The sequence below is a fragment of the Ruminococcus sp. genome, from assembly GCF_016283395.1.
The window spans coordinates 78,149-89,771 of sequence record NZ_JAEEMU010000043.1; the positions used below are offsets into that span (position 1 = coordinate 78,149).

An 11,623-nucleotide genomic window follows, 5' to 3' on the forward strand; every position below is an offset into this window, starting at 1 on the left:
TAATGATGAAAAGAGAGTCGGGATATAATACCAAGCAGAAAGAAAAGCTGCTGGAATATCTTATAAGTAATAAAGAAAAGCATACAAATGTGCAGGAGATAAGCGCGTTTTTGTCTGCAGAGGGCTCACCTGTAGGTGTTGCAACTATATACAGACAGCTTGACAAGCTTGTTGAGCAGGGACTTGTCAGAAAGTACGCTTTTGACGGCAAGACCTCTGCCTGCTATCAGTATATCGAGGACAATGAACAGTGCCGCAGCCATTTCCACCTTAAATGTCTTAGCTGCGGCAGGCTCATACATCTTGACTGCGAACATCTTGCAGAGCTGTCACATCATATTGAAGAAGAACACGGCTTTGAGATAGATTATTCCCAGACTGTTTTTTACGGACGCTGTTCCGACTGTAAGGACGATGACTGAGGGGCAGGTTCACTGCCTTTGTGTTCTGAGTTCCTTGGGATATAGATCTTAACATCATTTTCGATATTTTCGGGCATAGTACCACCTCCGTGGATATTATGCCCGTTAATTTGATTTTTATAATGTCACGGAAAGGAAAAGCTATGAAAATACTTAAAGCTCTGCTGAGACTGGCGGCTTGTGAGATACTGTGCCTTTTCATTGATATTACGTTTGCAGCCTCGGGGAGTGCTCTTATAAAGCTAATATGCCTTGTCTGCACTGTTTTGATAATGATATTTGTTCTTGCTGACTTTTCGGTGAAAGAAGCCAAAACTGACATTAAAGCTTCGAGAATGAACGGCAGCACCATAAATAAAGCGGCTATATTTGCAGCAGGCGGAGCTGTTACAGTACCGTCGCTAATAAGCTGGATACTCCTGTGTATCTCCGCAAAAGGCAGCAGCTTTGAATATTATCCACCGCACAAGCTGCTGAACGCGCCGTTTTTGCAGTTTTATAATATCATCAACAGCAGTATCCATGCACAAGACCTGACAAATACAGAGCTTGCTGTAATGCTTGTTCCGATAGTATTTCCTTCACTGGCAGTGATCATACCATACCTTTTCATTTGCGGAAAAGAAACCGATAAATGACAGCTATCGGCAAAGTGAAGAAATAAAACGTTTTTATGCATTATGCTGACGATAATATTAAATCTTTCACTTGACATTATGCTGAGAAATATGCTAAAATATATTCTGTAATATTTTTTGTTTATGGAGGTTTTGTTATGCCATATTGTAAGTACTGCGGTAAGCAGATCACTGAGGGAGAATCTTGTGGATGCTCTGCTTCAAAAGCTGCGGAAGAAGCCAAAGAAGCTGCTGCAACAGTAGAAAAAGAAGTCAACAATGTACAGAACACGGTTGAAAATACTGCTGAAAAGGCTGCCGATAATGTACAGAGCACAATTGAAAATGCTGCTGAAAAGACTGCCGACAAGGCTAAGGATACAGCAGCAGAACTCAAGGAAAAAGCAGGAGATGTTGCCGATAAGGTGGGCGACAGTCTCAAGCAGGGTGCAACAAAGGTAGATAATCTTGCAGGAGAGATTTCAGAGAAGCTTCCTGGCGGATTAAAGAACAATAAAGGCGCTGCATATGCTGCATTAGGTGTTATCCTTATCCTTATTATCTGTCTCCTTTGCCTTATCTTTGGCGGCGGAGTTAAGAGCACTGTCAAGAAGTATGTAAACTCTGCTTCTGATAAGAAGGGCGGAAAGACATTCTATTCGCTTTCATACCCTGATACAGTTATCGATGCTTTAAAGGACGATGACAAGTATGATGATATGGTAGAAGCATTCAATGAAGCTGTTGAGGACAGACTCGATGACATGGAAGATGAAGAGACAGCTCCAAAGTTTGAGAAGATCATCAGACAGAAAAAGCTCAGCAAGTCAGAGCTGGAAGATTGTCAGGAGTATTTCGAGGATATGTGCGACCGCTATGATGCAGATGATGACATAACAGTTTCTAAGGGCTATGAAGTCAAGGTAAGAGTAAAGTACAGAGACGAAGACGGCAAAAAGAGACACGAAACAGAAAAGATCTGTGTTGTAAAGCTCAAGGGTGACGGCTGGAAGATAATTCCAAATTCAATTGATTATATCGGCTAATTCAATAGTCTAAAGGATCCGAAGCAGAAATGCTTCGGATTTTTTTATTGACTAATTCAAAGAAATATGGTAAAATAATTCGGTTAATGCAAAACAGCGGAACGACTCAGCTTTCATTCACAGTTTAAATCCGTCTGAAATATATACATATACGGAGGCTAAAATGTCATCTACTATACTCAATCAGACGATCATCATGCTGATACTTATAGCTATCGGTGTTCTTTGCGCCAAAACTAAACTGATAAGCGAGACCTCAAACAAAGACCTTTCAAAGTTTGTGCTTCAGGTAGTAAATCCCGTGGTCATATTCATGTCGTATCAGAAGCCCTATAAAGCGGAGCTGGCGAAAAATCTTCTGCTCACATTCGTTATATCTCTGTGTGCAATGACGATAATGATATTATTCTCATATCTCCTTGTGCGAAAGAAAGAGGGCAGGGAATTTGAGATAGAACGTTTTTCATCGGTGTATTCAAACTGCGGTTTTATGGGCATACCCCTTGTAAATGCACTTTTCGGCGATGAGGGAGTATTCTACCTTACCGCGTTTATTACCGTATTCAACCTTATCGTGTGGACACACGGTGTTATACTTGTATCAGGAGAAAAGGACTTCAAACAGGTAGTGAAGGTGTTCTATTCGCCGACGATTATTTCCATATTCCTCGGACTCATAACCTTCTTCTTTGAGATAAGACTGCCCGATACAGCAGTCAGCGCACTCAGCTTCATAAAAGATGTAAATACACCTATGGCGATGATAGTTTCGGGCGTTACAATAGCTGCAACTGATGTGCCGAAACTGCTAAAAAATTACAGAGTGTACTATGTTTGTTTTTTAAAACTTTTTGTTATGCCATTAATATTGGCAGTACCAATTTCGGTTTTTACCAATGTTGACGACAAGGTTCGCATGACTGTGCTGGTTGCAGCAGCCGCTCCACCGGCAGCAATGTGCACACTTCTTTCTATTCGTTATGGAAAAAATTCTGTATACGCATCGGAGATTTTTACCGCTGGAACTATACTTTCCGTAGGTACACTGCCGCTGGTCGTTAAAGCTACGGAATATTTAACAAAAATACTATAATCAGTTTGTCAAAAACGCTGATTTTAGAAATAATTGCGTTAAAAGGTTTGAATTTTAATAATATTGTGTTATAATATAAATACGTTAAAAAAGATTGGCTTAAAAATAAAAAGAAAAAATTATACGGGCAGTTATAATTGGCAGCGGCAAGAAATTCCAAGGGGATAATGTAGGTTGTAGGTGAGGATAAGAAGAATCCGAAACGATTTAAGAAATGGAGTTGTTGTTGTATGGAAAAAAGAGGAATCAGTAAACTTGACCTGAAAAGAAGAAACAGAATGCAGATTCTCAGAGTGATCAGGGAAACAGGTCCTATTTCGAGAGTTGACGTTGCAAGTGCTCTTGAAATAACAAGAGCTGCTGTAACTATCATTACAAACGAAATGATAGAGGAAGGCGTACTTGTCGAGATAGGCGAAGCTCCTGTAAATACTGAGAAGCTTCAGAAGGGAAGAAGAAAGATACTTATCGACATCAATGTCAACAGCCGCTTTGCACTCGGTGCAACAGTTGACGAGAAGGAAGTAAGCATCGGACTTACAAACCTTAATTCGGAAGTTCTGGACAAGGCAAGCATGGTCATTGATGACAGGACCACAAGTAAGGATATCATCAACTACATAATCAAGACCAGCAACGAAATGGTCGAGAACAGTGCCCTTACAAAGGACAAGATACTCGGACTGGGTGTCGGCGTAGTTCCTTCAATGTGGGGCAAGCTGAAGATATTCTACAAAGACGGTGTACTTGACTTCACCAATTTCATTGATAAGCTCTCGGGCGGACTCAATTTCGAGATCCACTGCGGAAATGCTATCGGTCTTATGGCTCTTGCAAGCAATGATTTCAGAACGCAGAACGGTTATCAGACCAATCAGGCGTTCATTCATAACGGAAATCAGGTAAATCTTGCTATGATTAATAAGAATGAGCTTTCAGCAGATTATGTATCTTATACATCAACTATCGAGAGATATATAGTTTGTCCGAACGGAAAGTCATATGAGGGCTATCCTAACGGCTCTGTAAAGGCAGAGCTTTCAAGAACAGCTATGCTCAATGCTTTCTATGAGATATATTCCAAGGACAAGACACCTGTTCTGTACGAGCTTACAGAGGGTGACAAGACCGCTATCAATACAGATAACGTGTTCATGGCACTTATGAGAGGTGAAGAACCTGTCAAGGCACTTGTTGACGACATTATCGCAAAGTATACTGTTCTCATTAACAATCTGGCTATAAGCCATTTTGCAAAGAGGATAGTGCTTCACAACTTCAAGCTCAACGAAAAGCAGTTTGACTACTGCAAGCGTGAGATGATACGCCTTGTAAGTGAAGAGATCGCTGACAGAGTGGTACTCAGCAGATTAGACGGAAAGAACAATTTCCTCGGCGGCTGCGCTCTTATCATTCAGGATAACTTCTACGTAAGAGGCGGAATGCAGTAAAATTACAAAACCCGTAAGGAGCTTGGCTTCTTACGGGTTTTTCAGTTATTTGTGTAGGGGCGGATAATATCTCCAGAAAAAAAGACGCCCAATGGGCGTCCCTACAATCTACTTACTACTCACTCTGCTGCGTTTGCGCAGGATCAATGCTATTATCCCCATAACTATGAGCGATATCAGCATACCTGTGGTAACTCCGCCTGTATCTATCATCATATCGCGGAATTCGCAGGAACGTCCCTTTACGAATTTCTGGTGGAACTCATCGGAAGCTGCATAGGTGAAACCGAATAATATAACTCCGAGGCTCTTCAGTGTGAAGAGCTTTCTTTTGCCAACTGCAAAGGAAGCGCAGAACCCGAGGAGGGTATATATTGAAAAATGAGCAGTCTTTCTTATCATGAACGAAGTCTTGTCCCACATTTCCTTCTGTATCTCAGGAGACTGACTGTCGTAGTCGCTGTAAAAGATCCTTACAGCATACTTTGTGAACCTGCTGCTGGTTTTTGATGACTCATCTGCGTCCTGTGCCGAGAATATGAATATCAATATCATTACCGCTAAGGTAAGGACAATGAATACGCGCTGAGAGGTATTCAGTTGTTTGAGCTTTTTGATCATTTCATTTTTTCCTTTCAATTCTTGCTATATATATTATACAATTATTGCGGACTTTTGTAAAGGAGAAGTTTTTCAGAAAAAATTTAAAAAACATCTTGTATCCTGAGAATAAAAATGGTATAATATACTGTGTGTGACTTTTAGCCGCATAGCTTTTACATATAGATAATGATTATTCGGAGGCAATAATGAAAAAAATATTTGCAAATGTCTGGACTAAAAGAGTCGTAGCCATAGTCAGTGTTATATATACATATTTTGTATGTAAGCTTTGCTATTACTCAATATTTTACGATATCCACGTACAGCAGCGCACTTCACTGTGCCTGTCAATAACAGGTGTCTCGCTTGCAGCACTTATAATAATGCTCTATACGCGACATCAGATACTTACACGAATATCAAGCTTTATAATTCTTCCGGCGATGCTGCCTGTAGTGTTGCTGTATTTCGGCGAATGGGGGCTTATAATCCCAATTATCGTCGTGGGAATAGTGATACTGCTGCTTTCGGGCGCAGGAGAAGGCGTTAAGACTGCTCTTGCTACCATTATACTTCTTATGTACATTTTCGGCGCACTGGGATACTTCCTCTTTACTTCGTTCTTTGTATCTCCTGCCAAGGAGACAGAGGTGGGCAGCGGCGTTTCACCGTCAGGCGACTACAGATACAGGATAGTTAACAGCGTTGATACTTCAAACGGAAGCACAGCTATCTACGTAGAGCCTAATACTGCCGATGTGAAGTATGCTTTCGCTACATTCACACTTAAAAATATGGAGCGCGTTGTGTTCCTCGACAGACCGTCTGATGACGAGATACAGGTAAGCTGGTCAACAGAGAACCGCCAGCAGATAACAGAGCACCTAAATTCTATTTCGGACAAGATAGAGGTAACTGTTACGGATGCCGAGCTTGAACAGCTTGGATATACTTACGATAACAAGCTCCAGCTCACAAATCTTTCAGCAAGCCGTAAGTTCGCTATAGGTCTTACAGCTTCTGATGTAAACCCTGTTTTAATGGATACTCTTACCGATGAACAGCTTGATTTCTACGGAATCGGAAGAGAAGCCGACGGAAGATACTACATCAAGGAGCCTTCTGCCGAGCTGCTTGAAGAGATAGACGGCGAGCACGGCAAGAGAGTTTACTTCAATGAACTCAGTGACGGCGGTCTCAGACAGTTCAACCGTGAGCAGGTAGATGCCGCTACAGGTATCACTCTTTTCAACGTAAAGAAGAGCCATACTGTAATGCTCAATACTCTTACTGATGAACAGCTTGAATCTCTCGGAGTATCGCAGAGCGGTGATGTTATGTCCATAACTGTTTACCGTGATGTGAAGAAGAACGAAGATGAAGAACAGACAGAAGAGACTGAAAATACAGAAGCTGCTGCTCCCGAGAGGATAACCGTAGCTGAAAACAAGACAGTTTTCCGCTATTATGTAGCAGAGCTCGAAGACTTCTATGATGTAAATTCAAGACGTATCTCTATAGAGCTTTTCAATTAATAAGAAATCAAAGGCGTTGCGGGCAAATATGTGAAAAATACCTGCAACGCCTTACGTTTAAAGTATATTTGCGTAAGTCCGCAAAAGAAGCGCAGAATGTAAAAAAATGAGCAAAAAAGGTCTTGAAAATTTTCCCCGCATAATATATTATAATTAATAGAATAATGCAGGGCAGAGTCCCTGAAATATATAAAAGGAGTTGCAAACATATGGCATACATAATCGGAGTTGACTGCGGTACAAGCGGTACAAAAACAGTCATTTTTGACGAAAAGGGAAGCGTTATCGCTTCAAAGACAATCGAATATCCAATGTATCAGCCTAAGAACGGCTATGCTGAACAGGAACCTGCGGACTGGGCAAACGCAATGGTGGATACTATCAAGGCTGTAATGGCTAAGAGCGGTGTCAAGAAGGAAGACGTCAAGGGCATCGGTATTTCGGGACAGATGCACGGCCTTGTAATGCTTGACAAGGACAATAACGTGCTTCGCCGTTCTATTATCTGGTGCGACCAGAGAACAGCTGCCGAGGTAGAAGAAATGAACCGTATCGTCGGCAGAGACAAGCTTGTTGAGATCACAGCAAACCCTGCCCTCACAGGCTGGACAGCTGCTAAGATTCTCTGGGTTAAGAACAATGAGCCTGAGATATACTCAAAGGTAGCTCATATCCTTCTTCCTAAGGATTACCTCAGATTTATCCTTACAGGCGAGTACGCAACAGAAGTATCAGATGCTTCCGGTATGCAGCTTCTTGACGTTCCGAACCGCAAGTGGTCGGACGAGCTTCTCAGTGCATTCGAGATTGACAAGAGCTGGCTTGGCAAGGTACACGAGAGCTGTGAGGTAACAGGTACTCTCACAAAGAAAATGGCTGAGACACTTGGTCTCTGCGAGGACACTATCGTAGTAGGCGGCGCAGGAGACAATGCTGCTGCTGCTGTTGGTACAGGTGTTGTTGAGGACGGAAAGGCTTTCACAACTATCGGTACTTCGGGTGTTGTATTTGCACATACTTCAAATATATCTATCGACAAGAAGGGCAGAGTACACACCTGCTGTGCTGCTGTACCTAATACATGGCACGTTATGGGCGTTACACAGGGCGCAGGTCTCTCACTTAAATGGTTCAGAGACAACTTCTGCATGACAGAAAAGGAAACAGCTAAGCTCATGGGCGTTGATGAGTACTATCTCATGGACAAGCAGGCTGAGACAGTTCCTGTAGGCGCAAACAGACTTCTTTATCTCCCATACCTCATGGGCGAGAGAACTCCTCACCTTGATCCTGATGCAAGAGGAGTATTCTTCGGACTTTCAGCTATCCACACAAGAAAGGATATGCTCCGTGCTGTAATGGAAGGCGTAACATATTCACTCCGCGACTGCGTTGAGGTATTCCGCGAGATGAACGTAAACGTAAGTGATATGATGGCTTGCGGCGGCGGCGGATCATCACCGCTTTGGAGAAGTATGCTTGCTGATCTTTATAACTGCAACGTTAAGACAGTTGCATCTAAGGAAGGTCCTGCACTGGGTGTTGCTATACTTGCAAGCGTTGGCGCAGGCATCTACAGCAGTGTTCCCGAGGCTTGCGGAGCTATCATCAAGACCGACAAGGTACAGGCTCCTAAGGCTGAGAACGTTCCAGAGTATGAGAAGTACTATCAGCTTTACAGAGAGATCTATCCTGCTCTCAAGGCTCAGTACGCTAAGCTTGCAACGCTGTGATAAATACCGAAAGACTTCTGATACGTCCGTTCAGTATCAGCGATGCGGAAGATGCCTTTGAGTGGCGTTCCGACCCTGAGGTCAACAGGTTCATGCCTTATCCCTGCGATGACAATGTTGAGGAACTTCGGCAGAGGATAGAGGAATGGATAGCTGACAATGACAAGTATGCCATAGTTCTGAAAGGAACTGATAAAGTTATCGGTGATATCAGCCTTGAATGGAGCGAAAAAGACGATGCGTACGAGATAGGCTACAATATCAACCGCAGCTTCTGGCGCAACGGTTATGCTACTGAAGCTGTCCGCGGACTCCTTGACTGGGCTTATAATGAGCGTGGAATACATGACTTTACGGCTTTTTATGCTAAGGATAACGGTGCATCGGGCAGAGTCCTTGAAAAATGCGGCTTCGTACAGGAGTATACGGGACAATATTCCCGTGAAAACGGAAAAATAGTATTTGAAGCACTTTTTGTAAGGCTACATATTGATTAACAAAAGGCGGACTTAATGTCCGCCTTTGGAAATTGTGAGGAGATGATAAGGTGAACGATCTACAACTGAAAAAAACAGCGGCACGGGCGAGTTCACTGCTCCTTGCAGATGTGGGCGAAAAAGAAGCATACTGCGGATTCATGCGGTTATGTGCCATGCTTTATGCAGAGCGTGTGGCAGTTGAAAATATCATGGCAGAGCCGGAGGAGCTCCGCAGCGCACTTTTCGGGGAAAAGTGCAGGCAGCTCGCAGATAATTACGGCGGTATTTTCAGTCTTTACGGCGAGCTGCCCGTTCCGCAGCAGCTTTTGGCTGACTGCGGAACAGCTGCGGAGCTTTTGTCTCTGCCAGCCGAAGTTTTTGAAGATGAAGCAGTGCTGGGCTGGTGTCACCAGTACTACAACGAGCCTTACAGGAACGAGATAGCTGTGGGACTTAAAAAGAGCAAGCGTCTCAGCACCGAGAGAATAGCTCCTGCGACGCAGATCTTCACCCCCGACTGGGTGGTGCGGTATATGGCGGATAACACTCTCGGGAGATATCTTGCGGAGCACGGTTATACCGTAAATAGCGGAGAACTAAGCTTTCCTGCCGAGCTGAAAAAGGCGGAAAAGCTTCCGCTTGAAGAGATAAAGCTCATAGACCCCTGCATGGGCAGCGGCAATGTGCTGCTGTATGCGTTCGATGTATTTTTTGAACAGTATATCTCGCTTGGATACGATGCAAAAATTGCTGCGAAAAAAACTCTGAAATACAACCTTTTCGGACTTGAACTCGATGAACGTGCAAGAGCTGCCGCGGAGACGGCTCTGCGCGTAAAAGCTCATAAATACGGAGCAGACGTACTTCCTCAGGTGTATGACTTTGCAGGTGTGAGTGAAACGATAGGCTCGCTGCACTGTGAAAAAGACCTCCCGAAAGTCAGTGAAAAGGCAGCAATTATTGGTAAGCTTCTCGGGCAGAAATATGCAGTAGTTGTCACTAATCCACCGTATCTCGGCAAGCCTGCCATGAACGAGGAATTGTCAGCATACGTCAAGAAAAACTACGGTGATTACGGAGCAGATCTCTTTTCGACATTTATGGCACGATGCATGGATATGGCTGAAAACAGCGGATATCTGGGCTTTCTGACTCCTGCTACATGGCTGTTTTTGCAATCCTACGAAAAGCTGAGAAAGCGGATATTTGAAAACTGCTCGCTGCAAACGCTTATCCACTTTGAGTACTCTGCCTTTGAAGCTGCCACTGTGCCCATATGCTCCTTTACCATGAAAAATTCGGCTGAAAGCGGCAGAGGAGTGTATCTGAGACTTACAGACTTCAAGGGTGGAATGGAACAGCAGCGCAAAAAAGCTTCGGAAGCATTGAGGGCAGAGGACTGCGACTACCGATTTGAAGCCGATACATCGGACTTTCTGATGATACCGTCTGCTCCCTGTGCCTACTGGCTGGGACAAGGTTTACTAAAGGCTTTCAGTGGAGCTCCGCTCGGAAATTCTGTTGATATAAGGGAAGGGCTTATCTCCGGAGATAATGACCGTTTTTTGCGGAGATGGTATGAAGTTGATAAAAATAGGATAGCCTTTTTGAATAATCAGAATAAGCGTTGGTACCTTCTCAATAAGGGAGGCGAGTACAGAAAATGGTACGGAAACCGTGAATTTGTCGTAAACTGGGAGAACGACGGCTATGAGATAAAGCATTTCTGCGATGAAAAGGGAAAACTTCGCTCACGTCCGCAGGGGCTCAGTTATAATTTCCGACCGTCAGTTAGCTGGTCACAGATAACAAGCGGAGCATTTTCAGTGCGGTATTACGATGAAAACTTCATGTTCAACGTTGCAGGTTCAAGTGCATTTCCCGAAAATGAGCATCAGCTGCTTATGCTTCTCGGTCTGCTCAACAGCAAGGTAGCCGCAGAGCTTGCAAAAGTGCTCAATCCCACCATGAACATGAACCCCGGAGACGCGGCGAGACTGCCCATGCCCGAAGATGAACTCTATGATGCCGATATTGAGACAATTGTCCGCGAAAACGTGGAAATATGCGCCTCTGACTGGGACAGCTTCGAGACTTCATATGACTTCAAGCGTCACCCTTTGCTGTGAATGCAGAAAAAGTGTAAATATTTCGCTGTAAAAGTTGATTTATACGTTTTTTTGTGTTATAATAATATAACCGTATATTGTTGACAGAAGCATAATATTTATATAGATAAGGAGAATACGAATGGCTATTACCGAAGCAGTCGAAAATTACCTTGAAACAATACTGATCCTTTCACAGAAGCAGCCTGATGTCCACGCTATTGACATCTGCTCTTACCTTGGCTATTCCCGTCCCACAGTCTCAATTATACTCAAAAAGATGAAGGATGAGGGACTTGTTGCCGTTGATGACGACAATCACATCAGACTCACCGACGGCGGAAGGATAGTTGCTGAGCGCATATATGATCGTCATACAGTTCTTACCGAGTTTTTTACATATCTCGGTGTTAAGCGTGATGTTGCAGCTGAAGATGCCTGCAAGGTCGAGCATGATCTGTCGGACGATACCTTTGCCCTTTTGAAAGCACATTACAAAAAGCTTGCCGAAGAGCAGAAGTAAGCTATTTTCGGAG

Annotated in this window: 11 protein-coding genes; 10 read left to right on the forward strand and 1 reads right to left on the reverse strand. The window is 43.5% G+C overall.

What is annotated here, in order from left to right; all coding sequences use genetic code 11:
* Window positions 1-5: 5 nt before the first annotated feature.
* The 5 genes from QZZ41_RS10225 (at window position 6) to QZZ41_RS10245 (ending at window position 4,629) form a co-directional block, all read left to right on the forward strand.
* Window positions 6-422 carry a Fur family transcriptional regulator gene (locus QZZ41_RS10225; protein WP_295071415.1) on the forward strand — a complete coding sequence of 139 codons (417 nt, stop codon included), beginning with the start codon at window positions 6-8 and terminating at the stop codon, window positions 420-422.
* 143 nt (window positions 423-565) lie between these two features.
* Window positions 566-1,060 (forward strand): hypothetical protein, encoded by a 495-nt coding sequence (locus tag QZZ41_RS10230; RefSeq protein ID WP_295071418.1) that lies wholly within the window; start codon window positions 566-568, stop codon window positions 1,058-1,060.
* 137 nt (window positions 1,061-1,197) lie between these two features.
* A complete protein-coding gene (locus QZZ41_RS10235) occupies window positions 1,198-2,085 on the forward strand; it encodes a hypothetical protein (protein ID WP_295071421.1) in 888 nt (295 codons plus the stop codon).
* Between the two features lie 163 nt (window positions 2,086-2,248).
* The gene (locus tag QZZ41_RS10240; protein ID WP_295071424.1) at window positions 2,249-3,178 is read left to right on the forward strand and encodes an AEC family transporter; all 930 of its coding nucleotides are present in this window, start codon (window positions 2,249-2,251) and stop codon (window positions 3,176-3,178) included.
* Window positions 3,179-3,408: 230 nt separating this feature from the next.
* A complete protein-coding gene (locus QZZ41_RS10245; RefSeq protein WP_295071428.1) occupies window positions 3,409-4,629 on the forward strand; it encodes a MarR family winged helix-turn-helix transcriptional regulator in 1,221 nt (406 codons plus the stop codon).
* Between the two features lie 108 nt (window positions 4,630-4,737).
* On the opposite strand, the gene QZZ41_RS10250 is transcribed toward QZZ41_RS10245, so the two are convergent.
* The gene (locus tag QZZ41_RS10250) at window positions 4,738-5,250 is read right to left on the reverse strand and encodes a VanZ family protein (RefSeq protein WP_295071432.1); all 513 of its coding nucleotides are present in this window, start codon (window positions 5,248-5,250) and stop codon (window positions 4,738-4,740) included.
* A 188-nt stretch (window positions 5,251-5,438) separates the two neighbouring features.
* On the opposite strand from QZZ41_RS10250, the gene QZZ41_RS10255 reads away from it, so the two are divergent.
* The 5 genes from QZZ41_RS10255 to QZZ41_RS10275 all read left to right on the forward strand — a co-directional run bounded on the left by QZZ41_RS10255 (window position 5,439) and on the right by QZZ41_RS10275 (window position 11,610).
* Complete coding sequence (locus QZZ41_RS10255) at window positions 5,439-6,767, forward strand: hypothetical protein (protein WP_295071435.1); 1,329 nt, start codon at window positions 5,439-5,441, stop codon at window positions 6,765-6,767.
* A gap of 209 nt (window positions 6,768-6,976) precedes the next feature.
* The gene (gene xylB, locus QZZ41_RS10260) at window positions 6,977-8,500 is read left to right on the forward strand and encodes a xylulokinase (protein WP_295071438.1); all 1,524 of its coding nucleotides are present in this window, start codon (window positions 6,977-6,979) and stop codon (window positions 8,498-8,500) included.
* Window positions 8,497-8,997, forward strand: coding sequence for a GNAT family N-acetyltransferase (locus tag QZZ41_RS10265; RefSeq protein WP_295071441.1), 501 nt, complete (start codon window positions 8,497-8,499; stop codon window positions 8,995-8,997). The genes xylB and QZZ41_RS10265 overlap by 4 nt, the downstream gene beginning before the upstream one ends.
* A gap of 50 nt (window positions 8,998-9,047) precedes the next feature.
* Complete coding sequence (locus QZZ41_RS10270; protein ID WP_295071444.1) at window positions 9,048-11,108, forward strand: N-6 DNA methylase; 2,061 nt, start codon at window positions 9,048-9,050, stop codon at window positions 11,106-11,108.
* 121 nt (window positions 11,109-11,229) lie between these two features.
* Entirely contained in the window at window positions 11,230-11,610 is a 381-nt protein-coding gene (locus QZZ41_RS10275; RefSeq protein WP_074714315.1) for a metal-dependent transcriptional regulator, read from the forward strand.
* Window positions 11,611-11,623: the final 13 nt, after the last annotated feature.

Excerpts from the sequence above, each read along its gene's own strand:
- QZZ41_RS10235 (WP_295071421.1), top strand. The coding sequence starts at position 1,198 with ATGCCATATTGTAAGTACTGCGGTAAGCAGATCACTGAGGGAGAATCT.
- QZZ41_RS10240 (WP_295071424.1), top strand. The coding sequence starts at position 2,249 with ATGTCATCTACTATACTCAATCAGACGATCATCATGCTGATACTTATA.
- QZZ41_RS10275 (WP_074714315.1), top strand. The coding sequence starts at position 11,230 with ATGGCTATTACCGAAGCAGTCGAAAATTACCTTGAAACAATACTGATC.
- QZZ41_RS10245 (WP_295071428.1), top strand. The coding sequence starts at position 3,409 with ATGGAAAAAAGAGGAATCAGTAAACTTGACCTGAAAAGAAGAAACAGA.
- QZZ41_RS10250 (WP_295071432.1), bottom strand. The coding sequence starts at position 5,250 with ATGATCAAAAAGCTCAAACAACTGAATACCTCTCAGCGCGTATTCATT.
- QZZ41_RS10255 (WP_295071435.1), top strand. The coding sequence starts at position 5,439 with ATGAAAAAAATATTTGCAAATGTCTGGACTAAAAGAGTCGTAGCCATA.
- QZZ41_RS10225 (WP_295071415.1), top strand. The coding sequence starts at position 6 with ATGAAAAGAGAGTCGGGATATAATACCAAGCAGAAAGAAAAGCTGCTG.
- QZZ41_RS10230 (WP_295071418.1), top strand. The coding sequence starts at position 566 with ATGAAAATACTTAAAGCTCTGCTGAGACTGGCGGCTTGTGAGATACTG.
- xylB (WP_295071438.1), top strand. The coding sequence starts at position 6,977 with ATGGCATACATAATCGGAGTTGACTGCGGTACAAGCGGTACAAAAACA.